General features: G+C 54.7%; 22 protein-coding genes. 11 read left to right on the forward strand and 11 right to left on the reverse strand.

The genetic code is table 11. The features are described 5' to 3' along the window. The first annotated feature begins 184 nt into the window (after positions 1-184). Complete coding sequence (ssb1, locus tag B2Q93_RS18595) at positions 185-715, forward strand: single-stranded DNA-binding protein SSB1 (protein WP_006177466.1); 531 nt, start codon at positions 185-187, stop codon at positions 713-715. Between the two features lie 70 nt (positions 716-785). Here ssb1 and B2Q93_RS18600 read toward each other — a convergent pair whose 3' ends face one another. Then, a complete protein-coding gene (locus B2Q93_RS18600) occupies positions 786-1,067 on the reverse strand; it encodes a YjcB family protein (RefSeq protein ID WP_207292810.1) in 282 nt (93 codons plus the stop codon). Between the two features lie 546 nt (positions 1,068-1,613). On the opposite strand from B2Q93_RS18600, the gene B2Q93_RS18605 reads away from it, so the two are divergent. Together B2Q93_RS18605 and B2Q93_RS18610 are read left to right on the forward strand one after the other, a co-directional pair. Then, positions 1,614-3,017, forward strand: coding sequence for a sensor domain-containing diguanylate cyclase (locus B2Q93_RS18605; RefSeq protein ID WP_286934037.1), 1,404 nt, complete (start codon positions 1,614-1,616; stop codon positions 3,015-3,017). A 338-nt stretch (positions 3,018-3,355) separates the two neighbouring features. Continuing rightward, the gene (locus B2Q93_RS18610) at positions 3,356-4,945 is read left to right on the forward strand and encodes an EAL domain-containing protein (protein WP_046885531.1); all 1,590 of its coding nucleotides are present in this window, start codon (positions 3,356-3,358) and stop codon (positions 4,943-4,945) included. On the opposite strand, the gene soxS is transcribed toward B2Q93_RS18610, so the two are convergent. After that, positions 4,938-5,264 carry a superoxide response transcriptional regulator SoxS gene (soxS, locus tag B2Q93_RS18615; RefSeq protein ID WP_040077595.1) on the reverse strand — a complete coding sequence of 109 codons (327 nt, stop codon included), beginning with the start codon at positions 5,262-5,264 and terminating at the stop codon, positions 4,938-4,940. The two genes, B2Q93_RS18610 and soxS, sit on opposite strands and share 8 nt — an antisense overlap. Before the next feature lie 98 nt (positions 5,265-5,362). Between soxS and soxR the strand changes: the two genes are divergently transcribed. The 4 genes from soxR to B2Q93_RS18635 all read left to right on the forward strand — a co-directional run bounded on the left by soxR (position 5,363) and on the right by B2Q93_RS18635 (position 10,218). Beyond that, complete coding sequence (soxR, locus tag B2Q93_RS18620; protein WP_040077594.1) at positions 5,363-5,833, forward strand: redox-sensitive transcriptional activator SoxR; 471 nt, start codon at positions 5,363-5,365, stop codon at positions 5,831-5,833. A gap of 261 nt (positions 5,834-6,094) precedes the next feature. After that, positions 6,095-6,766: a glutathione S-transferase family protein gene (locus tag B2Q93_RS18625; protein ID WP_286934038.1), complete on the forward strand. Its 672-nt coding sequence runs from the start codon at positions 6,095-6,097 to the stop codon at positions 6,764-6,766. Positions 6,767-7,068: 302 nt separating this feature from the next. After that, on the forward strand, positions 7,069-8,418 hold the full coding sequence (gene ghxP, locus B2Q93_RS18630) for a guanine/hypoxanthine transporter GhxP (protein ID WP_040077592.1): 1,350 nt from the start codon (positions 7,069-7,071) through the stop codon (positions 8,416-8,418). Between the two features lie 153 nt (positions 8,419-8,571). After that, a complete protein-coding gene (locus B2Q93_RS18635) occupies positions 8,572-10,218 on the forward strand; it encodes a Na+/H+ antiporter (protein WP_046885529.1) in 1,647 nt (548 codons plus the stop codon). 19 nt (positions 10,219-10,237) lie between these two features. Here B2Q93_RS18635 and B2Q93_RS18640 read toward each other — a convergent pair whose 3' ends face one another. After that, a complete protein-coding gene (locus tag B2Q93_RS18640) occupies positions 10,238-11,125 on the reverse strand; it encodes a LysR family transcriptional regulator (protein WP_046885528.1) in 888 nt (295 codons plus the stop codon). Between the two features lie 101 nt (positions 11,126-11,226). Between B2Q93_RS18640 and B2Q93_RS18645 the strand changes: the two genes are divergently transcribed. Together B2Q93_RS18645 and B2Q93_RS18650 are read left to right on the forward strand one after the other, a co-directional pair. After that, positions 11,227-11,637 carry a CidA/LrgA family protein gene (locus B2Q93_RS18645; protein WP_286783919.1) on the forward strand — a complete coding sequence of 137 codons (411 nt, stop codon included), beginning with the start codon at positions 11,227-11,229 and terminating at the stop codon, positions 11,635-11,637. Beyond that, positions 11,630-12,319: an LrgB family protein gene (locus B2Q93_RS18650; RefSeq protein WP_286934039.1), complete on the forward strand. Its 690-nt coding sequence runs from the start codon at positions 11,630-11,632 to the stop codon at positions 12,317-12,319. The genes B2Q93_RS18645 and B2Q93_RS18650 overlap by 8 nt, the downstream gene beginning before the upstream one ends. Positions 12,320-12,345: 26 nt before the next feature. On the opposite strand, the gene B2Q93_RS18655 is transcribed toward B2Q93_RS18650, so the two are convergent. Both B2Q93_RS18655 and B2Q93_RS18660 read right to left on the reverse strand, forming a co-directional pair. Beyond that, positions 12,346-13,626: an ABC transporter substrate-binding protein gene (locus tag B2Q93_RS18655; protein ID WP_207292815.1), complete on the reverse strand. Its 1,281-nt coding sequence runs from the start codon at positions 13,624-13,626 to the stop codon at positions 12,346-12,348. A gap of 108 nt (positions 13,627-13,734) precedes the next feature. Beyond that, entirely contained in the window at positions 13,735-15,030 is a 1,296-nt protein-coding gene (locus B2Q93_RS18660) for a Gfo/Idh/MocA family protein (RefSeq protein ID WP_046885563.1), read from the reverse strand. 47 nt (positions 15,031-15,077) lie between these two features. On the opposite strand from B2Q93_RS18660, the gene B2Q93_RS18665 reads away from it, so the two are divergent. After that, on the forward strand, positions 15,078-16,646 hold the full coding sequence (locus B2Q93_RS18665) for a hypothetical protein (RefSeq protein ID WP_233803227.1): 1,569 nt from the start codon (positions 15,078-15,080) through the stop codon (positions 16,644-16,646). Between the two features lie 206 nt (positions 16,647-16,852). Here B2Q93_RS18665 and actP read toward each other — a convergent pair whose 3' ends face one another. From actP to acs, 3 genes are all read right to left on the reverse strand, one after another. Further along, positions 16,853-18,502, reverse strand: a complete 1,650-nt coding sequence (gene actP, locus B2Q93_RS18670) for a cation/acetate symporter ActP (RefSeq protein ID WP_046885523.1) — start codon at positions 18,500-18,502, stop codon at positions 16,853-16,855. Beyond that, the gene (locus tag B2Q93_RS18675; protein WP_046885522.1) at positions 18,499-18,813 is read right to left on the reverse strand and encodes a DUF485 domain-containing protein; all 315 of its coding nucleotides are present in this window, start codon (positions 18,811-18,813) and stop codon (positions 18,499-18,501) included. Before B2Q93_RS18675 ends, actP begins: the two co-directional genes overlap by 4 nt. A 126-nt stretch (positions 18,814-18,939) precedes the next feature. Continuing rightward, the gene (gene acs, locus B2Q93_RS18680) at positions 18,940-20,898 is read right to left on the reverse strand and encodes an acetate--CoA ligase (protein WP_212478540.1); all 1,959 of its coding nucleotides are present in this window, start codon (positions 20,896-20,898) and stop codon (positions 18,940-18,942) included. A gap of 420 nt (positions 20,899-21,318) precedes the next feature. Here acs and gltP point away from each other — a divergent pair, with 420 nt between their 5' ends. After that, complete coding sequence (gene gltP / locus B2Q93_RS18685) at positions 21,319-22,632, forward strand: glutamate/aspartate:proton symporter GltP (protein ID WP_046885520.1); 1,314 nt, start codon at positions 21,319-21,321, stop codon at positions 22,630-22,632. A gap of 31 nt (positions 22,633-22,663) precedes the next feature. Here the strand turns inward: gltP and B2Q93_RS18690 are convergent, their stop codons facing one another. The 3 genes from B2Q93_RS18690 to fdhF form a co-directional block, all read right to left on the reverse strand. Then, the gene (locus B2Q93_RS18690; protein WP_046885519.1) at positions 22,664-23,338 is read right to left on the reverse strand and encodes a tetratricopeptide repeat protein; all 675 of its coding nucleotides are present in this window, start codon (positions 23,336-23,338) and stop codon (positions 22,664-22,666) included. A 115-nt stretch (positions 23,339-23,453) separates the two neighbouring features. After that, complete coding sequence (locus tag B2Q93_RS18695; RefSeq protein WP_046885518.1) at positions 23,454-23,606, reverse strand: Hok/Gef family protein; 153 nt, start codon at positions 23,604-23,606, stop codon at positions 23,454-23,456. Between the two features lie 290 nt (positions 23,607-23,896). Then, on the reverse strand, positions 23,897-26,044 hold the full coding sequence (gene fdhF, locus B2Q93_RS18700; RefSeq protein WP_286934041.1) for a formate dehydrogenase subunit alpha: 2,148 nt from the start codon (positions 26,042-26,044) through the stop codon (positions 23,897-23,899). Positions 26,045-26,275 lie beyond the last annotated feature (231 nt).

The raw sequence follows: 26,275 nt of genomic DNA on the forward strand, positions 1-26,275 counted from the left end.
TAATTATGACACAAATTAACCTGTTTGAATATACAGTATTGGAATGCAAATTCCGGCGGGTTGTGTAACAATGTCGAGCTCGCGAGAGTTTTCTGGACCCGCCACGCAACTATGCAAATTGACGCGTGGAAATGGTACACTCGCGCGTTTACACTATTAAGAAACGTATTCAGGAGACACGATCATGGCCAGCAGAGGCGTAAACAAGGTGATTCTCGTCGGTAATCTGGGCCAGGACCCGGAAGTACGCTACATGCCGAGTGGTGGTGCAGTTGCCAACATTACGCTGGCTACTTCCGAATCCTGGCGTGATAAAGCGACCGGTGAGATGAAAGAGCAGACCGAATGGCACCGTGTCGTGCTGTTTGGCAAGCTGGCAGAAGTGGCCGGCGAATATCTGCGTAAAGGTTCTCAGGTCTACATCGAAGGCCAGCTGCGTACCCGCAAATGGACCGATCAGTCCGGCGCAGAAAAATACACCACTGAAGTGGTGGTGAACGTGGGCGGCACCATGCAGATGCTGGGTGGCCGTCAGGGCGGCGGCGCACCGGCGGGTGGCGGTCAGAACCAGCAGCAGGGCGGTTGGGGTCAGCCTCAGCAGCCGCAGGGCGGAAACCAGTTCAGCGGCGGCGCGCAGTCCCGTCCGCAGCAGCAATCTGCTCCGGCACCGTCTAACGAACCGCCAATGGATTTTGACGACGACATTCCGTTCTGATTATCCGCATTTGCGATGCACATAAAAAAACCCAGACCATGTCTGGGTTTTTTATCGCTTATTTTCAGCATCAGGTGTACATCATCGGCCAGTCTGGCGGGGTATGGCTCATTGCCTCTACCATGATCTCTTTTACGTTATTCCAGATCACTGCCGCATCGATCAGCGTGATACCCAGTAACCCCGTCGCAAACCAGCAGGCAGCAGCGACACCCAGGAAGGTGCTAATCACCGCCAGCCCCGCGTAATCTGCTTTCCGGAACTGGATATTCAGCGTGCTGGCCAGAAACATCAGTACAGCGCTAAACAGCGGCCAGCGCAAAAGCACTACGCCGGTAGTAAGGGTTGCCATAAAACCGATCCTCAAAATGAACGTCGCCGGAAATAGCGATATTGCTCACAGAGGTGGCAAACTGGCTATCGGCAGACTTAGACACACAACAATGAAACAGCGTTTCTCGTTACACAAGATGTGTGAACTATATCACATTTGTTCTTTTATTCGCCAGTAGCGGAGCGCAAAAAAACGGCATCTTTTTAGCCATTTTAATTGCGTGGTTATTAGGACCAAATAAATATATCTTCGCTTGCTAAGGGACCTGTTTCACAGGCGTTTCCAGCGAATTCATCATGATAGATAAACTTGCACATGAATAAGCAATTTGTGCAATATTTACAGGCATTAAACTATGGATTATGCTTGAACGGACAAAAAAATTTACTCGTAATAAATAACTCAGGTATTTGAATTTTCTGGCTTTTATTATTTAACTGTTATTTTTTAAATACACACGCGTCCTTAAATGGCATCGAAAAGCAAATAATCATGGTATTGCTTTTCCAATCCTGACTTATTCGTTGCGGTCATTCTCTCTTATTTAATGAGCGCGAATAAACGATGAATGAATCATATCGCGAGATCGTTAATGACAGTACGGTGGCCCTGCGCACGCTGGCAAAACTTATGCCCCAGTTGTCTTCGCAATCAACGTTGCTGGAGTTGCTTGAGACAATTAACCACGCCTTTGGTGCCCGCCTGAGCTGGATTACCGTCGATGATGAGAACGGCCTTCAGCAGATAGTCAGTGCCGGAGAGCTCACCTGTCATTCACTGGAGGTCGGCAATTTTCTGGCGAGCACCCTGTTGCAGCGACATCACCGCGCGTGGCGTGTCATTTACTGGAAAGACAACATGGGTAAACACCTCTTTTCTGACCGTCATCCCGGTTATACCCAGCTGCAAAGCGGCGTACTTTGCAAAATCACCCCTCACGGTCACCTCTGTAGCGGCTATTTTTTCCTCGGTTTTTCTGATCCGCAGACGCCACTCTCTGTGCTGAAAGATATCGTGGTGATCCTGGTGGAAAAGCTGAAAGACTATTTTGTCGAAATTATTGCGCGCGAACGTACCGCCATTGAGATGCAGCGGGTCGTCACCCAATACCAAACCCTTTTCGAACGTGCCCCGGTGCTGATGAATTCATTCGATCGCCGTAGCCGCTGCGTGCTGTGGAACGCCGAGTGTGAAAAGGTCTTTGGCTGGAAAATGGCCGAGCTCAATGAGCATGCCGATCCGCTGGCGCTCTTCTATCCCGATCCTGAGGTTCGCCGGCGGGTGCGTGAATCCGTCAATACGGTCCCGCTCAATGATATGTACGAATGGCACCCGGTACGCCGGGATGGGGCACAGCTGACCATTCTCTGGTCGAATATCCTATTGCCGGACGGTTCAATCCTTAACATTGGGCTGGATATTACTGAGCGTAAGCGCGTCGAGAAACAGCTTGAGAAAAAGGCGACCACCGATGATTTGACCGGCTGCTTTAATCGATCGGCTATTCTTCAGCAGCTCACCACCGCGCTGGAGGTCAGTCATGGTCTCGCAGCCGAAACCCCCTTCTGCGTGGTGATGTTTGATTTGGATTTCTTTAAACAAATCAACGATCAATGGGGCCATCTGGTCGGCGATCGGGCGCTGGTACACTTTTGCGAACGCATCCGCGAGATGACCCCGGCCGACGCCGCACTCGGGCGGGTAGGCGGAGAAGAATTTCTGCTCTTGATGCCAGGCACGCACAGCGACGCGGCGCTGCAGCTCTCACTCATGCTGCATCAGACGCTGTTGACCCGGCCGTTACAGGTGGGCAACAGGGCGCTCACGCTCTCCTTCAGTGCGGGGATAGTAGAGGTGATGGGCGGTGGGCATGATACTTCCTCATTACTCATTCGCGCCGATAAAGCACTTTATGATGCCAAGCGGGCAGGAAGAGGAAAAACAATCGTCGCCGTTGATTATTTATAAATCACTCAACTCTGTCGAATGGGTAAATAGCCAGAACCGACATCACCCGATTGTGCTTTTTTCATGCTGTCAGTAGTTTGACTTAATCAGCGATCCGCTGTGGCGTAATCGAAAAAATCTGCCGTCGGTGCTGGAAAATTATTTAACTTAATAAAAACTGAACGCATACTTTTAGTTTGGCTTACGGACAAATATTATCGTCATAACCAAATATTAGGATTTTGATGATAAAAGTCAGTTGCTAACTTCGCATGATTCATGCAACGTAATCACCTGTTTATCAAAGCATCCGGCCTTCAATACTACAGGCACATTAAAAGCAGGGATATAGGGCGGAAATGAATCATAGCGCGCGCGGCAAGGTGCTGAGAGGTGTGGGGATCATCATGGTAGTTTTACTACCGGTGATGCTTGCGCTTTGGTTTGCCCAACTACGTGCTGTTTCAGAAACCCGTAATCAATTGCGCTCTTTCGCACAGCTTGCCTTAGATAAAACTGAACTCGTCATTCATCAAGTGGATTTAGCGCGCAATGCCGCTGAACACTATCAGGGTAATGTTTGCTCGCCTGCTCACCGCCAGTATATGTTGAATATTGTTCGCGGGCGTCTCTATATTGCTGATTTAATCTATGCCGAAGGGCGTGAATTTCGCTGTTCCACCGTATTGACGCCCGCCACAGCATATACCATCCCACACGCCAATTACACGCGTAAGCCTGATGTGGCTATATATTATTTCCGCGATACGCCCTTCTTTGCGGGATATAAAATGACGTATATGCAGCGCGGCAATTATGTGGTGGTGGTGAATCCGCTCTCATACAGTGAAGTAATGTCAACCGATCACTCCCTGGCGTGGGGTATATTTGATACGGTCACCAATGCTTTTTTCTCGGTCAGTGAAAACGCGGATAAAAATTTATTAAAAACGCTGACTGGCGATAAGGAAACCACGTTTCAGGAGGATGGCCGTTTTTACACCATCGTTCATTCAGAAAAGCGCCCCGTTGCGGCAATTGTTTCAACTACCAATCAACGTTTCTACGATGTGCTTTACCATGAAGCCACATTAACGCTGCCGCTGGGAATGATCTGTAGCGTCATCATATTATTAGTCTGGTCGCGAACTCGCCGTGAATTAAATTCGCCGGGGCGTTTATTGCACCGGGCGTTAAATAATCGCCAGCTTTGCGTGCATTATCAGCCAATTATCGATATCAAAAATAACGAGTGTGTAGGCGCGGAAGCGTTACTGCGTTGGCCCGGTTTTAGCGGCCCGGTGATGAGCCCGGCGGAATTTATTCCTCTGGCAGAAAAAGAGGGGATGATCGAGCGCATCACCGACTACGTGGTCGAAGAGGTCTTTAACGATCTCGGCCATTTTCTGGCGTCCAGACCGCACCTCTACGTCACCATTAACCTCTCGGCGTCAGATTTCCACTCCTCACGGCTCATCGCCATGATTAGCGACAAGGCTCGCCACTATTCCGTACGCGCGCAGCAAATTAAAATTGAAGTGACCGAACGTGGTTTTATCGACGTGCCCAAAACGACCCCGGTGATACAGGCCTTCCGGCAGGCGGGTTACGAGGTGGCGATCGATGATTTCGGTACAGGTTACTCTAACCTGCACAATCTCTACTCGCTGAATGTCGATATTCTCAAAATTGATAAGACCTTTATCGACACTCTCACCACCAACAGTACCAGCCATCTGATTGCCGAGCACATTATTGAAATGGCACAAAGCCTGCGTCTGAAGACCATCGCCGAAGGGGTGGAGACGGCAGAGCAGGTCGCCTGGCTACACAAACGCGGGGTGCAATACTGCCAGGGCTGGCACTTCGCAAAGGCGATGCCACCCCACGAGTTTATGACCTGGCAACAGCAGCCTATTGCGGGGCTGGTTGCCCGGCCTGTTAGTTAAGCTGGTGGCGATAGTCGCTGGGGGTACGATCGAACTCCCGGCGGAAAACGCGGGAAAACGTCTGCTGCGACACATATCCGAGATCCATCGCGATATCAAAAATCGGCCGCTGAGTGGTGCGTAGTGCCTGCGCGGCCATCAGCAATCTGCGCTGGCGGATATACTCACCCAACGTCTGACGCATAACATTGCGGAACATTCTCTGCAGGTACCATTTCGAGTAACCCGATTTTTTGGCTACCACATCAATGTTTAATGGCTGGTCGATGTGATCATCAATCCATTCAATAAGTGTCTCAATAATCTGTTGATGCGACATAAAGCTGCCTCTCTCTGGATACACCTGTATCTGTTGATTCGTCGTTTTGTCTGCGGGCGAGTATAATTCCTCAAGTTAACTTGAGGTAAAGGGGTTTTATGGAAAAGAAATTACCGCGTATTAAAGCGCTATTGACGCCAGGTGAAGTGGCGAAGCGTAGCGGGGTGGCGGTATCAGCGCTCCATTTCTATGAAAGCAAAGGGTTAATTAAAAGCATCCGGAACGCCGGGAATCAGCGGCGCTATACGCGTGATGTGTTGCGTTACGTTGCGATCATCAAGATTGCTCAGCGTATCGGCATCCCTTTAGCAACGATTGGTGATGCGTTAGGCGTGCTGCCGGAAGGGCATACGCTGAGCGCGAAGGAGTGGAAAGCGCTCTCCTCCCAGTGGCGTGATGAACTGGATCGACGCATTCATACGCTGGTCGCGCTGCGCGATGAGCTGGACGGCTGTATCGGGTGTGGTTGTTTGTCGCGAAGCGATTGTCCGTTGCGTAACCCTGGCGACAAACTGGGCCAACAGGGTACCGGCGCACGACTGCTGGAAGAGGATCCGCAGGGTCTGTAAAAAAACTAAAGCGCCATAAAGGCGCTTTAGTTTATTCCCGGTCTTTGTCTTTCTCTCTATCCCGCTTATTTCACAGGGGGGTTTCCCCCGACATCAACACCCCTCAGTCGAGCCGTTGCGAGGTTCCGGTTTGTGCTGACACTTTAAGTGTATCCAGGGGCGGGAGCTTCGCCAGCGTAAAAGGGTAAAAACTCGGCGAAATATTTTCGCCAGGTTGTGCAATTTTCTATAGTTAGTTTGTATGAATATCAGGAGCTGCCCATGATTACGGTTCACCACCTAAACCAGTCCCGATCACAGCGGGTACTTTGGGCTCTTGAGGAGCTCTCTCTGCCTTACCAGATTGTTCGCTATCAGCGTGAGAAAACCATGCTGGCGCCGCCCGCGTTGAAAAAAATCCACCCTCTGGGCAAGTCCCCGGTGGTGGAAGATAACGGTCTGATTCTGGCAGAATCGGGCGCGATTCTGGAGTATCTGCAGGAAACCTATGACAGCGCGTCGCAGCTCAAGCCTGACAACCCCGAGCAGCGACTGAACTACCGCTTCTGGCTGCATTATGCGGAAGGTTCGCTCATGCCACTGCTATTAATGAAGCTGGTGTTTGCCAGCCTCGGTAAACCGCCGGTGCCCTTTGGGCTGCGTTCGCTGGGAAAAGTGCTGGGACAAGGGGTGCAGAAAGCGTATCTCAATAAACAGCTCGAAACCCACGCCCGGTATCTGGAGTCGTGTCTGGCACATAACAGCTGGTTTGCCGGCGATCGCCTTAGCATGGCTGATGTTCAGATGAGTTTTCCGGTCATGGCGCTGCTGGCGCGCGGCGGTATTAAAGATCTCCCGCATCTGCAGGCATGGAAGAAAAAAGTTGAAATGAGACCGGCCTGGCAGCGCGCCATTCAACAAGGCGGCCCGTTCGAACTCCCTGGCGAGTCGTAAACCTGTAACCCTATTGCGCATAAACGATAACGTTTGCGCATCCGCTGGTTATTTCTTCATCGTCAAAAGTGAATTTTAGCGAAAAACAGCAAAGTTCAGTTGAAAAGCCCGGTCTTTAGGCTGGATAATCGTTTGCCTTAATTTCACCACCCGTTTTTAAGCGCGGAGCTAAACGTTTGCTTTTTTTGTGACGCCCCTTTTTTCGTCGCAAACGCAGCACAAGGATATGACGTTTCGCTGGCAGTGGAGTGTCCACCACGCTTAACAACGAACGATAAAAAAATCTTCAGGGGATGTTTTCTATGTCTACGCCATCTGCGCGTAATGGCGGTTCGCTTGACGCCATGTTTAAAATTTCTGCTCGCGGCAGCACCGTGCGTCAGGAGGTTCTGGCCGGTCTGACGACCTTCCTCGCGATGGTTTATTCCGTCATCGTGGTACCGGGTATGCTGGGCAAAGCGGGCTTCCCGCCGGCGGCGGTCTTCGTGGCGACCTGTCTGGTTGCGGGCGTTGGCTCCATCGTGATGGGGCTGTGGGCCAATCTGCCGCTGGCGATTGGCTGCGCCATTTCACTGACCGCCTTTACCGCGTTCAGCCTGGTGCTGGGACAGCAGATTAGCGTTCCCGTAGCACTGGGTGCCGTGTTCCTGATGGGGGTGCTCTTTACGGTTATCTCCGCCACCGGTATTCGTAGCTGGATCTTGCGCAATCTGCCGCAGGGCGTGGCGCACGGCACCGGTATCGGTATCGGCCTGTTCCTGCTGCTCATCGCCGCGAACGGCGTGGGTCTGGTAATCAAGAACCCGCTGGACGGCCTGCCGGTTGCGCTTGGCCACTTCGCCAGCTTCCCGGTGATCATGTCCCTTATTGGCCTCGCGGTGATCATTGGTCTGGAAAAACTGAAAGTGCCGGGCGGCATTCTGCTGACCATTATCGGTATCTCCATTGTGGGGCTGATTTTCGACCCGACGGTGCACTTCTCCGGTATTTTCGCCATGCCATCCCTGAGTGATGACAAAGGTAACTCCCTGATTGGTAGCCTGGATATTGTGGGCGCGCTGAATCCGGTGATCCTGCCAAGCGTGCTGGCGCTGGTCATGACCGCTGTGTTTGATGCCACCGGTACCATCCGTGCCGTAGCGGGCCAGGCCAACTTGCTGGATAAAGACGGTCAGATTATCGATGGCGGCAAGGCGCTGACCACCGACTCCCTGAGCAGCGTCTTCTCAGGCCTGGTGGGGGCGGCTCCGGCGGCGGTTTATATCGAATCCGCAGCGGGTACGGCGGCGGGCGGTAAAACCGGCCTGACGGCCATTACCGTGGGCGTGCTCTTCCTGCTGATCCTGTTCCTCTCTCCGCTCTCTTACCTGGTACCGGCTTACGCAACGGCGCCAGCGCTGATGTATGTAGGTCTGCTGATGCTGAGCAACGTCGCGAAAATCGACTTTGCCGATTTCGTGGATGCCATGGCGGGGCTGATTACTGCCGTCTTCATCGTGCTGACCTGCAACATCGTGACCGGCATCATGATCGGTTTCGCCTCGCTGGTGATTGGCCGTCTGGTCTCGGGAGAGTGGCGTAAGCTGAACATCGGTACCGTGGTGATCGCCGTGGCGCTGGTGACCTTCTATGCGGGTGGCTGGGCCATCTAATTTGATCTTTCTTGCTAAAACGGGTGGCTCAGGCCGCCCGTTTTTTATTTTCGGACCCCATCGCGTTGTCAATTGCGTTACTCTGAAGAAGATAGACTTAAGGCACGACGCCTTACGATTGACTAAAACAGACACATCGCAAACAGGGAACGCATGGAAATTTTCTTCACCATATTGATCATGACCCTTGTGGTCTCACTTTCCGGGGTAATAACCCGCGTATTACCCTTCCAGTTACCGCTGCCGCTGATGCAAATCGCAATCGGTGCGCTGCTGGCGTGGCCCACGTTTGGGCTGCACGTCGAGTTCGATCCTGAGCTGTTTCTGGTTCTCTTTATTCCGCCGCTGCTCTTTGCCGACGGCTGGAAAACCCCGACCCGTGAGTTCCTGGAACACGGTCGCGAGATTTTAGGGCTGGCGCTGGCGCTGGTGGTGGTCACCGTCGTGGGTATTGGCTTCCTGATTTACTGGGTAGTCCCCGGTATTCCGCTGATTCCGGCTTTCGCGCTGGCGGCCGTGCTCTCACCCACCGATGCCGTGGCCCTGTCAGGGATCGTCGGCGAAGGGCGAATTCCAAAGAAAATCATGGGCATTTTGCAGGGCGAGGCGCTGATGAACGACGCCTCTGGCCTGGTGGCGCTGAAATTTGCCGTCGCCGTAGCGATGGGCACCATGATCTTTACCGTCGGCGGCGCGACCATGGAGTTCCTCAAGGTGGCGATTGGCGGTATTTTGGCGGGCTTCGTGGTCAGCTGGCTTTATGGCCGTTCACTGGGCTTCCTCAGCCGCTGGGGCGGGGATGAGCCGGCAACGCAGATTGTGCTGCTGTTCCTGCTGCCCTTCGCCTCATACCTGATTGCCGAACACATCGGCGTGTCGGGCATCCTGGCGGCCGTGGCGGCGGGGATGACCATCACCCGCGCCGGCGTGATGCGCCGGGCGCCGCTGGCGATGCGTCTGCGTGCTAACAGCACCTGGTCGATGCTGGAATTTGTCTTTAACGGCATGGTCTTTCTGCTGTTGGGTCTACAGCTGCCGGGCATTCTTGAATCCTCGCTGGTGGCGGCAGAGGCGGACCCTAATGTCGAAACCTGGATGCTCTTTACCGATATCGTGCTGATCTACGCCGCGCTGATGCTGGTACGTTTTGGCTGGCTGTGGACCATGAAACGGTTTAGCGTGCGTTTCCTGAATAAAAAACCGATGGAGTTCGGTTCATGGACCACGCGCGAACTGTTGATTTCGACCTTCGCCGGAGTACGTGGGGCGATCACCCTCGCCGGTGTGCTCTCTATTCCACTGTTGCTGCCCACCGGCGATGTCTTCCCGGCGCGTTATGAGCTGGTGTTCCTGGCGGCTGGGGTAATTCTGTTCTCGCTGTTTGTCGGCGTGGTGATGCTGCCTATTCTGCTGCAACACATGGAGGTGGCTGACCACGTTCAGCAGCACAAAGAAGAGCGTATTGCCCGTGCGGCCATCGCCGAGGTCGCTATCGTGGCGATCCAGAAGATGGAAGAGCGCCTGGCGGCAGATACCGAAGAGAATATTGATACTCAACTGCTCACCGAGGTGAGTTCTCGCGTCATTGGTAATCTGCGTCGCCGCGCCGATGGCCGTAACGATGTAGAGAGCTCAATGCAGGAAGAGAGACTGGAACGTCGATTCCGTCTGGCGGCGCTGCGTTCAGAGCGTGCTGAGCTGTACCACCTGCGCGCCACGCGCGAGATCAGTAACGAAACGCTGCAAAAGATGCTCCACGACCTCGATTTGCTGGAAGCGCTGCTGGTTGAGAACCCGTAGTCTTTTGCCCCTCATCCGTTCAGGGTGAGGGGCTCCAGAATCCTTCGCAACACTGCAGCCACGCCCGTGCGCTGTGGGATAAATAGACCCCTTCACGCCAAATCATCCCCAACTGCCAGTGGAGATCGCTCTCCAGCGGGATCCAGCGCAGCGTATTTTTGTCCAGCCGCTCGCAGATGGGCTGCGGCAGAATCGCAATGCCTACCCCGGCCTGCACCATGGCGGCCAGAAAATCCCACTGCCCGCTGCGCACGGCAATGCGAGGCTTCACGTCGTGTTGATTAAAGAGCTGCATTAACTGGCGGCTAAGGGCGAAGTCTTCGTTATAAATGAGCAGTGGATGCCCGGCCAGCAGCTCCGGTTTAACCTTGTCAATCTTAAGCCAGTCACCCGAGCGTGGCACCAGTACGCACAGCGGGTGGCTGAACAGCGGCAGGGTCGCGAGGCCGCTCTCCTCTTCAACGGGGAGGGCGGTCATCGCCAGATCCAGCTCGCCGTTAATCACCGCCTGTTGCACGGTTAGCCCGCCAAACTCGGCGATTTTAAGCTCCACGCCCGGATAGCGCTGACGGAACAGACTGATGGGCCCGGCCATCATCATCCCGACCATCGGCGGAATGCCCAGACGCAGTAAGCCTTTGTTCAGGTGGTTGATATCACTGAGTTCAGCTTCGAGTTGCCGAAACTCGGCCAGAATCGCCAGCCCACGTTCGAACACCACCCGGCCGGTATCAGTGAGCAGCAGCTTGCGTCCGTCGCGAATGAGCAAATTACAGTTGAGTTCATCTTCGAGGTTTTTCAGCATCTTGCTGATGGTGGGTTGGGTGACAAACAACTTTTCCGCTGCGCGAGTAAAACTCTGCTGGCGTACCACTTCGACAAAATAGCGCAGCGTTCTGATGTCCATAACTATTCCTCGAAACTATACATTCGATGATTTTAATTCATTTCAGTGGATTAGGTGTGCTCACTATACTGGCGCTCCGTCTCATTTTTGAGGAATAAGCCATGGCCGTGGCGTTAAGTCGTGTTACGCCTGCCGTTGTGCAACGACTCCAGGTGCCCGTACAGGTGCTGCTGTATGCCGCGCTGTTCGTTTTTGCGGAGTATCTGGTGAACTGGCTGCATCTGCCGCTGCCCGCCAACCTGGTGGGCATGTTACTGATGTTGGCCCTGATCCTCTGTCGCATTCTCCCCCTGAAGTGGGTACGCGCGGGGGCCCGCTGGCTGCTGGCGGAGATGCTCCTCTTCTTTGTCCCTGCGGTGGTGGCGGTGGTGAATTATGCCCAACTGCTGATGGTGGACGGCTGGCGTATCTTTGCGGTGATTGCCCTCAGTACGCTGATGGTATTGGGCGCCACCGCGTGGGTGGTAGACAGGGTCTATCGCTTTGAGGTCAGCAGGCTGAAAGATGAGTAATTTTCAGATAAGCCTCTTCTGTCTGGTGATTACGCTGGTGATCTATTTCGCCAATAAACGCCTCTATCGCCGCTTTCATAAATTGCCGCTAATGCCGCTGGTCTTCACGCCGATCCTGCTGGTGTTGATGCTGATCCTGGGCCATATCTCCTGGCAAAACTATATTGGCGAATCGCACTGGCTGCTGTGGCTGCTTGGGCCGGCGACTATTGCTTTTGCGGTACCGGTTTACGACAACCTGGCGGTGATTAAGCGCCACTGGATGTCGCTCACCGCGGGCGTCATCACCGCGACGGTGGTGGCCGTCACCAGTTCAGTCTGGCTGGCGCGGCTGTTCACGCTCTCTGACGAGATCCAGCGTAGCCTCGCGGTGCGCTCGGTCACGACCCCTTTTGCTCTGGCCGCGGCGAAACCGCTCGGCGGACAGCCCGATCTGGTGGCGCTGTTTGTTGTCGTCACTGGGGTGTTTGGCATGGCGGTAGGCGATATGCTGTTTTTACGCCTCTCCATCCGCGAGGGGATGGCGAAAGGGGCCGGCTTCGGTGCCGCCTCCCACGGGGCGGGCACCGCCCGATCCTATGAGCTGGGTCCGCAGGAGGGGGTGGTCGCCAGTCTGGTGATGATGCTCTCTGGCGTAGTGATGGTACTGATTGCGCCGCTGGTGGCGTGGGTGATGTTTTAGGCCGCCGTTGCCAGCGGCCTGCTGGATTAGCGATTCAGACGGCGCACAATGCGTTCAACCTGCTGGCGAAACTCGGCCGCAACCTGGGCAGGCGTGAGCTGGCCCTGGTCTAGCTTTTCACGCGCCGAGGTGAACTGATCGATGATTTGTAAATCCTCAATATACGGAGTGGCGACCACGGTGGTGTGCAGCGCCTGGGCCTGGCGCAAACCGGCAATCACCGGATCGTTCGGGTCAATAATTCCCTTCCCGGTGAGCAGCGTTTCTGCCGATTTGTTCAGCGGAATACCGCGCTCCAGCCCCAGTGCTTCCACCGACTGCGGATCGTTGAGCAAGAAATTGATCAGTAAAGCGGCCTCTTTCGGATGTTTTGTGGATTTCGCCACCGACAGCATCTGCGCAGTTTTAAAGTAAGCGCCAGACTCTTTTGCGCCAGGCTGCATTACGTAATCTCCCAGCACCAGCTTCGCCGGTGGCGTCATGTTGTTGGCAAACATCCGGATCGTGATATTCCAGGTGAACAGGCCGCCCCATTCGCCGTTAATCCAGGGCTTCATCTCATAGAGATTCCCCTTGCCGTAGGCAGAGAGCGTTTTTGGCGAGGGCAGGACATGCTCGTCACTTAAGCGCTTCAAAAAGCTAAACGCTTCCGCCCACTGGGCATCGTCCCAGCCGAACGACCCGTCGCGGTTAAACATCGGTTTTTGATACTTCTGCATCATCCAGGTATTCAGCAGCAAGATGACATCCTGATCCACCATCGCGTAGGGATAGGCGTTATTGCCCAATTTTTGCTGGAACACTTTTCCGGCGGCAAAAAACGCATCCCAGTCTTTGGGATAAGCCAGCCCGGCCTTTTGCCAGGTGACGTCGTTGTAGTAAAAGACCGGCGCGTTGACCGAGATAGGCAAGCCGTTAAGTTTGCCTTTCACCGTGGTGGAGGCGAGATCGTTGGCGGAATACTGACCTAAATCCAGCGTATCTTTGAGTTTATAGAGGTCGTAATACCCTTCGCCGTTTTTAGAAAAGATACTTAGCCACGGCCAGTTGGTTTGCATGACGTCCGGTTCGGTGCCGCTGGCCATTTGCGTGGTCAGGCGCGCGAGGTGCCCGTCCCAGCCGGTGTATTCGGCCTTCACGTGGATATGGGGATAGGTTTTCTCGAAGGCTTCCAGCGCCTTCAGCGTGGCCTGATGGCGGCTGTTGCCCCCCCACCAGGACATACGTAATTCAACGGGCTGTTGCGCCCAGGTGGAAGTACAGGAAAATAACAGCGATGCGATGACACCTGATACGAGTTTATTCATTTTTGTCTCCGGGACAGAGGCAGCATTATTGTTATTAAACAGGTGAGTAACTGCACAATACTGACCAGCAGTTTCGGCGCAGCGTCCTGCCGCGCCGTTGAGAAGCACTTAAGATTTAGTAAGACGAGAGACCAGCTCAAACTCCGTAAAGTTCACCGGTCGCTGCAGCTGCATAGAGAGATTGCCCGCAATGCCGGTGAGGATAGACATCGCCCCGGCGCGGTGATCGGCTGCACGCTGCAGGGGATCGTTGCCCGGCTCGCCAAACAGATCGGCCAGCATGGCGTTATCGCCGCCGCCGTGCCCCCCTTCGCCCAGGCTGAATTCTGCCTTCCACGGCTCGGCGAACATCGGGAAGACGGTGATGTCGCACTGCTCCAGACTCCCCTCGTTTTCGCGTTTACCCCCGGCGTTAACGTAAGATTTCTCAATGATTTTCATCTCCAGACGACCTTCGGTGCCGTTGAAGACCACGTTGAGCCCTTCCCAGGGCAGATAGGCGTTCAGTGAATAGGTAAGCTGGACCTGATTCTGATACTTCACCAGCACCGACATAGTGTCTTCGATGGTGATGCCATCACTGAATACGCTCTGATCGCGGAAGTAGTTATCTTCATGTTCGGCATCCAGATAGAGCGCTTTAAGCTGGGCGTTATCTGCCATATGCAGCGCGAACGGATCGTCTTTCGCTTCGGCGAAGCCGTGGGCGCGGGGATAGAACCGGGTCACGCCGCGTTTTTCTGCGTTCTCTTTACCGTAGAACTGCAGGCTACCTTCGGCGTAGACCCGCTCCGGATAGCTGCCCAGCCAGAAGTTCATCAGGTCGAAGTGGTGGGTGGATTTATGCACCAGCAGGCCACCGCTGTTGCGCTTTTCGCGGTGCCAGCGGCGGAAATAATCCGCGCCGTGTTCGGTGTTAAGCAGCCATTCGAAGTGAACGGAGGTGACTTTGCCAATCACCCCCTGCATCAGCAGCTCGCGCACTTTGCTGTGGTGCGGCGCGTAGCGGTAGTTAAAGGCCACGCGCACGCTGCGGCCCGTCTCCTCAATGGCATCAAGAATGCGCAGCGCACGTTTCTCATCAATGGTCATCGGCTTTTCAGTGATCACATCGCACCCGGCGTGCAGGGCGCGAACGATATAGTCATCGTGGGTGCGGTCCATTGTGGTCACGATGATGCTGTCCGGGCGGGTTTCGCGGATCATCTCTTCAAACTGCTCCGCTTTCCAGGTAGAGACCGGCGCGGCCCCTTCGTTCTGGAGTAACTGGTTCGCATAGTCCATGCGCGTCTGGTTGGTATCGCAAAACGCGACCATCCTGGCATTTTCACGCCAGGCTCCCCCAATGGCAGAGATATATAAACCCGCACGACCTCCCGTTCCGACCAGCGCATATTTTTTCATGGCATCCTCGATTAAGATAAGAAAATAAATATCAGCAAGGTGGCGCAATGAAACGTATTCCACATCAATTGATGGAGCTGAATAGCACCTTTATTTGGCACTGGCCCTGGTTTATTCAGGGAGTGGCAAGCGCAAAGCAGCATGGTTTCACCGGCATCATCCTGCACCAACAGGAACTGCTCTCTCTTCTTGCGACGCCCTCGCCGTTAAGCGCGAAACTTAACGTCGAGAACTTAATTCATCAGCAAAATTACGCGCTGCAATATTTAAAACGTGTCGATCGTTACCTGGCGGAAAATAATTTAACGTTCTGGCTTCAGGGAGAGGCCGCGCCGAACGACGACATTATTAAGCGTAAATTTCCTGAACTGAGCTTTGATGAAAAAAGCACGCCCGATTTCTGGCACCCTTTCTATGCGTCAATTCTGCATCCGTTATTAGCCTCTTTGCCCCATCTCAGCGGCCTGATTCTTAGCCTCACCACCCCCGATTTTCAGACCACCCGCTGGCAGCAGAGCCTGCATGATGTCTGGAGCCTACTGCGCGGGCAGGGCAAGAAACTGATCTTGCGTGATTTCATTGATGACAGCTGGCCGCGACAGCAGCTGTCCGGCATCCTGGCCCGTTTATCAGACGATGTACGCGCCTCGATTAAAGCCACGGAGCTGGATTACCACCCCGGTTTTGCCAACCATCCCCACATCGCCACGCTGCCGGGGCATAAAAAGTGGATCGAATACGATCTTTTCGGCACCGGATATGGCTGGACCGCGCTGCCTTGCTATCTGGCCGATGAGATCAGTGGGCGCCTGAGCTGGGCGCTAAGCGCGGCTGAAAACGAAATCGAAGCCATTACCTCACGGGTGAGCTGGCAGTGGCTGCCGGATAGCCGGGTGATGGACTCGGCTAACGCCATCAATCTCTTCGGTCTGTCTGCCGCAAACCAGCAGGACGATGCCGCACGGACCACGCCGTTTGAGCGCTGGGCAGAGCAACAGCAGCTCGGTTTTCGCTCCCTGCAGGAAAAGCATCAGCTCGCGGCCATTTTGCATGCCAGCTACGACTGGCTCTGTAAGACGCCAAACTTCCTTGGGCGGCGACTGCACTATCAAAGCCAAATCCCGGAGAGCGTGGCCCAGGCGCAGCAACTGCTGCATATGGACACCCGCAGTGCCAACTGGCTGCATGCCTGGCAACCGCTGATGCCAGCCGACGATCCCGCGCTTGGCAAAGAGCAGCGAGAGCGGGTCGCGCTGGAAAAAGAGGCCGCCTGCTTTATCGCGTCGCGCACGGTGCAAAACCTGCGTGAGTTGATGCCGCGTATCGCCTGCCCGAACGACACCCTGGAGATCCTGCTGGCCGCCTGGCGTAGCGCAGAAATCTACAGCCAGATGTTCTCCCGCGTGGCGGCGGCTGTCACCGATGTGCTGTGGCTTGACCATTACGGTGCAAACAGCCTGCCCGCGACGACCCTGCAGCGACACCAACAACATCTGCACGAATACGCCGAGACGCTGGCGCACTGGCTGGCGCATCCTCCCGCCGGCGGGCCGCTGTTCCTGCCGCTCCTGCTTAGCCCGGCGCGTCTCACGCAATTTGCCGAAAGCTTGCGTTAAAGCATAAAAACTGTGGCCAGGGTTGTCTGTACTGGCCTCAGAGGGAAAGGGGGGGGGTTGAGGTAAAAACGGGAAAAGTGTGATGGCCTTTACGAAACAGAGATAAAGCCTGTGAAGTGGGTCGGCTTTTTTTGTTTTGGTGACGTGATTAACGTCACCTGAAGAGGGGAAAACTGTGATCCCCGACCAGAGGCCGGGGAGCCATTTTAGTGTGCGCGGCCCTGCTCAACGCCGAGACCGGTTTGTGAACGGATAAACTGGGCGCGGAATTTCTCGCGCTCAAGATTCCCTTCCGCTGAGTTGTCAGTGGCAGAGAAGACCCAGATACCGATGAAGGCCACCGCGATAGAGAAGAGCGCCGGATATTCATACGGGAAGATGGCGCTTTCATGTCCGAGGATCTGTACCCAGATGGTTGGGCCAAGGATCATCAGGATCACCGCCGTCAGCAGGCCAAGCCAGCCGCCAATCATCGCGCCACGCGTCGTCAGTTTTGACCAGTACATGGAGAGCAGAATGATAGGGAAGTTACAGCTCGCTGCGATGGAGAAGGCCAGGCCGACCATGAAGGCGATGTTCTGGTTCTCGAACAGGATCCCCAGCAGGATGGCAACCACCCCCAGCACCAGTACCGTGATTTTGGACACTTTCAGCTCATCGCGCTCGCTCGCCCCTTTACGCCAGACGTTGGCATACAGGTCGTGAGAAACCGCAGATGCGCCCGCCAGCGTCAGGCCGGCGACCACCGCCAGAATGGTGGCGAAGGCCACGGCGGAGATAAAGCCGAGGAACAAGTTACCGCCCACGGCATCGGCCAGGTGCACCGCCGCCATGTTGTTGCCGCCAATCAGCGCGCCCGCCGCGTCTTTGAAGGCCGGGTTCGCCCCCACCAGCATGATCGCACCAAAACCGATGATAAAGGTCAGGATGTAGAAGTAACCCATAAAGCCGGTGGCGTAGAAGACGCTCTTACGCGCTTCACGTGCATCGCTCACGGTGAAGAAACGCATCAGGATGTGCGGCAGGCCTGCGGTACCAAACATCAGCCCCAGCCCTAACGACAGGGCGGATATCGGATCTTTCACCAGCCCGCCGGGGCTCATGATCGCTTCCCCTTTCGGATGGACCGCCATCGCTTCGGTAAACAGGTTATTGAAGCTAAATCCAACGTGCTTCATCACCATAAAGGCCATAAAGCTGGCACCAAACAGCAGCAGCACGGCTTTGATGATCTGAACCCAGGTGGTGGCGAGCATGCCGCCAAACAGTACATACATCACCATCAGTACGCCCACCAGCACCACGGCAATGTGGTAGTTGAGGCCGAACAGCAGCTGGATAAGCTTACCGGCACCCACCATCTGGGCAATGAGGTAAAGGGCGACCACCACCAGCGAGCCGCAGGCGGAAAGCGTGCGGATAGGACCTTGCTTCAAACGATAGGATGCCACGTCGGCAAAGGTATAACGCCCGAGGTTACGCAGACGCTCGGCGATCAGGAACAGAATAATCGGCCAGCCGACCAGGAAGCCGAGAGAGTAAATCAGCCCGTCGTAGCCGGAGGTGTACACCAGCGCGGAGATCCCGAGGAAGGAGGCGGCAGACATAAAGTCACCGGCAATCGCCAGCCCGTTCTGGAAGCCGGTAATGTTACCGCCTGCGGTGTAGTAGTCGTTACGGGAGCGAACGCGTTTTGATGCCCAGTAAGTGATGTAGAGCGTAAACACCACAAAAAGAAGGAACATCACAATGGCTTGCCAGTTGGTGGGCTGGCGTTCAACCGCACCGGTAATGGCATCCGCAGCGTTTGCCGCAAAGGGAAGGGTGGCGGCGAGCGCCGTCAGAACTCTCTTCATGATGCTTTTACCTCGCGCAGTACGGCCTTGTTCAGACGGTCAAATTCGCCGTTAGCGCGCCAGACATAGACGCCCGTCAGCACAAACGAAATCACAATCACACCAATGCCAATCGGGATCCCGCGCGTGACGCTGGTGCCCGCATGCAGTGGCGTGCCGAGCCAGTGCGGCGCGAACGCAATCAGCAGAATAAAGCCGACATAGATAATCAGCATAATGATGGACAGCATGAAGGCAAACCGTTGCCGTTTTTCCACGAGCTCCCTGTAGTGCGCACTATTTTCTATCTGCTGACAAATATGGTCATTCATCACAGAGTCTCCAAAGGTAAGGTTGGTTTGTTTTTGTTCCCTCTCCCTGAGGGAGAGGGTGAGAGTGAAGGAAGGAGCGGTCTGATGCCCTCACCCCGCCCCTCTCCCACGGGGAGAGGGAGAAAATTATGAAGGCATTGCGATGGCCTGCTTCTCTTCGAGCAGTTTTTCCACCACGCCAGGATCCGCGAGCGTTGAGGTATCGCCAAGATTACTGGTATCGCCTGCGGCGATTTTGCGCAGAATGCGGCGCATAATCTTGCCGGAGCGGGTTTTCGGCAGGGAGTCTGTCCAGTGCAGCACATCCGGCGTGGCAAGCGGGCCTATCTCTTTACGTACCCAGTTGCGCACCTCGGCATAGAGCTCCGGCGTTGGCTCTTCGCCATGATTTAACGTGACATAGGCATAAATCGCCTGGCCTTTAATATTGTGGGGGATGCCGACGACAGCGGCTTCCGCGATCTTCGGATGCGACACTAGCGCCGATTCGATTTCAGCGGTACCCAGACGGTGGCCAGAGACGTTCAGTACGTCATCCACGCGGCCGGTGATCCAGTAGTAACCGTCTTCATCGCGACGGGCACCGTCACCGCTGAAATACATATTTTTAAAGGTAGAGAAGTAGGTCTGCTCGAAGCGGTCATGATCGCCAAACAGCGTACGCGCCTGGCCTGGCCAGGAGTCGGTGATCACCAGGTTGCCCTCGGTAGCCCCCTCCAGCGCATTACCTTCGTTATCCACTAGCGCAGGCTGGACGCCAAAGAAAGGACGCGTGGCAGAACCCGCTTTCAGTTCGGTCGCACCCGGCAGCGGGGTGATCATGAAACCGCCGGTTTCGGTCTGCCACCAGGTGTCGATGACCGGGCATTTTTCATTACCAATCTTCTTCCAGTACCACTCCCACGCTTCCGGGTTGATGGGTTCACCCACGGAGCCCAGGATACGCAGGGAGGAGCGATCGGTCCCTTCAATCGCTTTATCGCCTTCTGCCATCAGGGCACGAATCGCGGTAGGGGCGGTGTAGAGAATATTCACTTTATGCTTATCCACCACCTGGCTCATGCGCGCCGGGGTCGGCCAGTTTGGCACCCCTTCGAACATCAGCGTGGTGGCGCCACAGGCCAGCGGACCATACAGCAAATAGCTGTGGCCGGTGACCCAGCCTACGTCAGCAGTACACCAATAGATGTCGCCCGGATGGTAATCAAAGACATATTTAAAGGTGGTCGCCGCATACACCAGGTAGCCGCCGGTGGTATGTAGTACCCCTTTCGGCTTGCCGGTGGAGCCAGAGGTATAAAGGATAAACAGCGGATCTTCCGCGTTCATCTCCTCAGGCTGATGCTGGTCGCTGGCCTGCTCAATTAGATCGCTCCACCAGAGATCGCGGCCCGCCTGCCACTCAATGTTGCTACCGGTGCGTTTGAACACCACTACGTTGCTTACGCTTGTGACGTTCGGGTTTTTCAGGGCGTCATCGACGTTCTTTTTCAGCGGAATGGTACGGCCGGCACGTACGCCCTCGTCGGCGGTGATCACCAGTTTTGAGCTGGAGTCGATAATGCGGCCGGCAACCGCTTCCGGCGAGAAACCGCCAAAAATCACGGAGTGCACGGCACCGATGCGGGCGCAGGCCAGCATGGCAACCGCAGCTTCGGGTACCATTGGCATATAGATAGCGACCACATCACCTTTTTTGATGCCCTGAGAGAGCAGCACGTTGGCAAAGCGGCATACGTCGCGATGCAGTTCGCGGTACGTGATGTTTTTGCTCTGCGAGGCGTCGTCGCCTTCCCAGATAATGGCTGTCTGGTCGCCGCGCTCGGCGAGATGGCGATCGAGACAGTTCGCGGCCAGGTTCAGGGTGCCGTCTTCATACCATTTAATCGAGACGTTACCCGGCGCGAAGGAGGTGTTCTTTACCTTCTGATAAGGGGTCATCCAGTCGAGGATTTTTCCCTGCTCACCCCAAAAGATTTCAGGGCTGGAGACAGACTGTTGGTACTTCTCCTTGTACTGCTCCGGATTGATCAGGCAGCGGTCCGCAATGTTTGCGGGAATGTCGTGTTTGTGGATTTGGCTCATGGCTTTTTTTCTCCTTGTAAGATGTTAATAATATGTCGCAAAAACGTTAATAGTAGGGGCTTTGCCAGCTTTGTTTACTATTTGGGCGACAGATCACGCAATAATTCAGGAGTTCAAAAAACGACCGAATAACACTTTATCTTAAAATAATTGCCCTCAATGATTATTTACATTTATGGATAAAAAAGCGTTTTTATAACAAAAGGTTATTAATCATCACTGGTGGAAATTAGCGTCATAAAGCATTTTGTCAGTCAAATGCCTCGTTCTTAAAGGCTTGCGCAGCATGGCATGCAAATGATACTGATACGCCGCGTTAAAAAACCCCATAAATGAACGCAACACAATTCATACCCTTTCAGTATGTGTCGTCCTCACGCTTTCGCGAGGCCGATCACTTCATTGAGGAAGTCTGTTTTTATGAAAAATTTGAAAGTCAGCCTGGCCTGGCAAATTTTGCTGGCCCTTGTGCTGGGTATCTTGTTGGGTAGTTATCTGCATTATCACAGTGACAGCCGCGAATGGTTGATCGCCAACTTGCTGTCGCCGGCAGGCGATATCTTTATCCATCTGATCAAGATGATTGTGGTCCCAATCGTTATCTCGACGCTGGTGGTAGGTATTGCGGGCGTGGGTGATGCGAAACAGCTGGGACGTATCGGGGCAAAAACCATCCTTTATTTCGAAGTGATCACTACGGTGGCTATCATTCTTGGCATCACGCTGGCAAACGTATTCCAGCCTGGTGCGGGTATTGATATGTCGCAGCTGGCAACGGTGGATATTTCGAAATACCAAAGCACAACGGCCGACGTGCAAAGCCATTCCCATGGCCTGATGGGCACGATCCTCGCGCTGGTTCCCACCAATATCGTGGCCTCCATGGCGAAGGGCGAAATGCTGCCAATTATCTTCTTCTCCGTCCTGTTTGGCCTGGGTCTGGCATCGCTGCCTTCTACCCACCGCGAGCCGCTGGTCACCGTGTTCCGCTCCATCTCCGAAACCATGTTCAAAGTTACCCACATGGTGATGCGTTATGCGCCGGTAGGGGTGTTCGCGCTGATCTCCGTCACCGTGGCCAACTTCGGTTTTGCCTCCCTGTGGCCGCTGGCGAAGCTGGTGATCCTGGTACACTTCGCCATCCTGTTCTTCGCGCTGGTGGTGCTGGGCATCGTGGCGCGTCTGTGCGGGTTAAGCATCTGGATTTTGATTCGTATCCTGAAAGATGAACTGATTCTGGCCTACTCTACCGCCAGCTCCGAGAGTGTACTGCCGCGTATCATCGAGAAGATGGAAGCCTATGGCGCACCGGCGTCGATTACCAGCTTCGTGGTGCCGACCGGCTACTCCTTTAATCTCGATGGCTCAACGCTGTACCAGAGTATTGCCGCGATCTTTATCGCCCAGCTGTACGGTATCGACCTCTCGCTGTGGCAGGAAATCGTGCTGGTACTGACCCTGATGGTGACCTCGAAAGGGATCGCGGGCGTGCCGGGCGTCTCCTTTGTGGTGTTGCTGGCCACGCTGGGAAGCGTGGGGATCCCGCTGGAAGGACTGGCGTTTATCGCCGGTGTTGACCGTATTCTCGACATGGCGCGTACCGCGCTGAACGTGGTGGGGAATGCTCTGGCGGTACTGGTTATCTCTAAATGGGAACACAAATTCGACCATAAAAAAGCGCTGGCGTATGAACGCGAGGTGCTGGGCCGTTTTGATAAGACTGCCGATCGGTAATGCCGCTTCCGCCCTCTTGCGAGGGCGGAATTTACTCCCCGCTTAACGCCTCAAACTCTTCGCAGCCGGTATCAAACCCTTCAGTACAGCTCAGATTAAACCAGTACAGCGCTTTCTGTTTATTTGGCGTGATAAAGCCTTTCTCTCCCTGCTGAAATACCTTCCCTGCCCAGTACTCGGCATAACCGGTGCGCGAAAGGGTAGAGCTGCGCTTAAACCAATCTGCAGCCTGAACATCATCCTGCGCCACTTCCACGCCGTTCGCGTAGATCAGCCCCAGCAGCAGTTGGGCATCCACGGCGGCGTCATCTTCGGTATTGGCTGCCGCTTTTTGCAGCAAGGTAAGCGCCTGCGGATAGTCGGGGGTTCCGGCTTCGGTATTGACCAGCAGGCGCGCCAGCATCACGGTGCCGGGCATACTGCCAGCCAGCATTGCCTGCTGGGCCAGCCCTTTTGCCTGCGGGTAATCGCCGTGCTTGAACTTGATCTGCGACAGCAGCGCCATGGCATCAACATCGCCGCCGGTGGCCGCTTTTTCGGCCCACACCTCAGCCTGTTTATCGTTACCGGAGCTGTACCAGGTCTCTGCAAGAAGATACTGGGCGCGACTGTCGCCCGCCTCGGCCTGAGCCTGGTACTGGCTACCAATCTCATCGGCGCAGGCCAGGGAAGAGGAGAGCAGCAGCAGGTAGAGAAGATGTTTCATCTGTTCATTTCTTTTAAGGAGATTGCGCGCAGTATAAGCGGGGTACGAGAAGAAAAAAAAGGGTGCGTTAAGGCACAACATCCCACAATCGGGCGGGAAACCCCGCCCGCTGAAGTTAGCCTGCACCGCAGGCTAATTTAGCCGCCACTTCATGTTGCCCACTCTTTATTGTGAGTTCGCATAATGCACCGCGATTAATAAAGGTGAATAACACAATTGTCAGGCAAATAATTACCAGGATGCCCAACACATACTTTAATGGCGTCATGCCTTTTACTCCTTGCAAATAAAAGAATAAGAGGCTACCTTCAATTTGTTGGGAGTTGAGAGAAGGTAGCCTCGGTTAATGGAAACATTACCGGGGCTTTTCACTTTCTGTCTCTCAACACGGCTTAAGACAGAAAGCCTTAAGCACCCGCCGTTATTCTTATTCGTATGAAATAAAAAGCAAAGATGTAAATACATATCGGGTTAATTACATTTTTCTGGAAGGAAGGCCGCATAATAATATTCACAGAAATGAGTTTCTGTGAATATTATAAAAGCGGGATAAATAAACTATCCCGCAGCGCTTTCACGAAGTCGGTTTTTAAGCTGCTTATATTCCTCTTGTACATCGCGTTCGGCCGCCGCCTGATCGGCAATCGGCTCAACCCTTACGGCACAATATTTATATTCCGGCGTTTTTGTTATCGGGCTCAGGTTTTCCGTCACCAGTTCGTTGCAGGCCCCAATCCACCATTGATAGGTCATATATACCGCGCCTCGGTTTGGCCGTTCGCTGACCTGCGCCCGGGTCATTACGCGTCCTTTGCGCGATTGCACCCAGACCAGCGCCTCATCTTCAATGCCTAACCGGGCGGCATCGGCGGTATTGATCTGCACATAGCCGGGTTCATCCGCCAGGGCAGAGAGGGCGGCGCAGTTACCGGTCATGGAGCGGCAGGAGTAATGGCCTACCTCGCGTACGGTAGAGAGCACCATCGGATACGCAGCGCTCAGCGTATCTATCGGTGCCGACCAGTCGCAGGTGTAGAACTGTGCCAGCCCGTTCGGGGTATCGAAGGATTCGGCAAAGAGCCAGGAGGTTCCTTGATCGTGGGCGGACTCATCCCGGCACGGCCACTGGATATACCCCAGCTCGCCCATTTTTTCGTAGGTGGCGCAGGTAAAGTTGGGGCAGAGATAGCGCAGTTCATCCCAGATCTGCTGCGTGTTGTTATAGTGCATGGGATAACCCATTCGGGTCGCGATCTCGCTGATGATCTGCCAGTCCGTTTTCAAATCCCACTGGGGCTCCACCGCCTTGAAAAAACGCTGGAATCCCCGATCTGCTGCGGTGTAGACCCCTTCATGTTCGCCCCAGGACGTAGACGGCAGTATGACGTCGGCGGCGGCGGCCGTTTTGGTCATAAAGATATCCTGCACAATGACCAGATCCAGCGCCGCGAAAGCTTCACGCACCGCCGACAGTTCGGCATCAGTTTGTAGGGGGTCTTCGCCCATGATGTACGCGGCCCGCACCTCACCCTGCGCAACGCGATGCGGCAGCTCGCTTATCCGATAGCCGGGCCGCTCGGGCAGATGCTCAACGCCCCAGGCCCGGGCAAATTTTTCGCGATTTGCCGCGACGGTTACCGGCTGATAGCCCGGATAGACATCCGGCAGGGCGCCCATATCGCAGGCCCCCTGAACATTATTTTGCCCACGTACCGGATTAACGCCCACGTGCGCCTTGCCGAGATTGCCCGTCAGCATCGCCAGGCTGGTGAGGGCACGTACAGTCTCCACGCCTTGCCAGAACTGCGTTACCCCCATGCCCCACAGCAGGGTGGCGGTTTTTGCCCCGGCATACATCCGCGCGGCCTGACGGATATCCCGGGCGCTGACGCCGGTGATGGCTTCTACCGACTCCGGCGAATAGTTTTCGACAACGTTTCGATATTCGTCGAAACCTTCCGTTCGTGCGGCGATAAAGCTCGCGTCATACAATTTCTCGGTAATGATCACCTGCCCGATAGCATTGAGCAGGGCGATATTCGAACCATTTTTCAGCGCGATATGCAGGTCGGCGATGCGGGCAGTCTCTATCCGCCGGGGATCGCAGACAATAATTTTCGCGCCGTTCTGTTTCGCCTGAATGATGTGATTCGCCACGATCGGGTGTGAATCGGCCGGGTTGTAGCCAAAAATAAAGACCAGATCGGTATTATCGATCTCATTGATGGCATTGCTCATGGCGCCGTTACCCACCGACTGGTGCAGACCTGCAACCGAGGGGCCGTGTCAGACGCGCGCGCAGCAGTCGACGTTATTGGTGCCAATAACGGCGCGGGCAAATTTCTGCATCACATAGTTGGTTTCATTCCCGGTACCGCGAGACGAGCCCGTCGTCTGGATGGCATCCGGCCCGTATTGTTCTTTGATGGCGCTCAGGCGCCGGGCAACATAGTCCAGCGCCTCGTCCCAGCTTACGGCGACGAGCTTACCGCCGCGGACAGGGCGGATCATGGGGGTTTTTAACCGCGGGGTCAGGATCCCGGTATCGTTAATAAAGTCCCAGCCGTAGTAGCCCTTCAGGCACAACGTTCCTTGATTGGTCTTACCCTGTGCGGGCTCGGCCCGAACGATTTTGCCGTTATCGACCACCAGCGTTAACTTGCAACCGGAGGCGCAATAGGGGCAAACCGTGATGACGTTTTTCATCGGTATCGCTCCAGATAATCGAATTCATGGTTATTATGCAGGCCCATAAGACCTATTTTTATTGTGGAAATACCCTGACTTTACGGCGGATCCCTGGTCAATACCCTGATAGAAAACAGTCATTCGACAAAATCCCCTGCGGGATGTGATGTCGCCTGAAATTTCGATACACAAAAGTCGAAACGGCTGGAGCCAGTGGCAGAATCGGCCAGACTGAAAGTGACCTCCCTG

Origin of the sequence: Leclercia sp. UBA5958, from assembly GCF_002430365.1 — a bacterium.
Taxonomy (GTDB): domain Bacteria; phylum Pseudomonadota; class Gammaproteobacteria; order Enterobacterales; family Enterobacteriaceae; genus Enterobacter; species Enterobacter pneumoniae.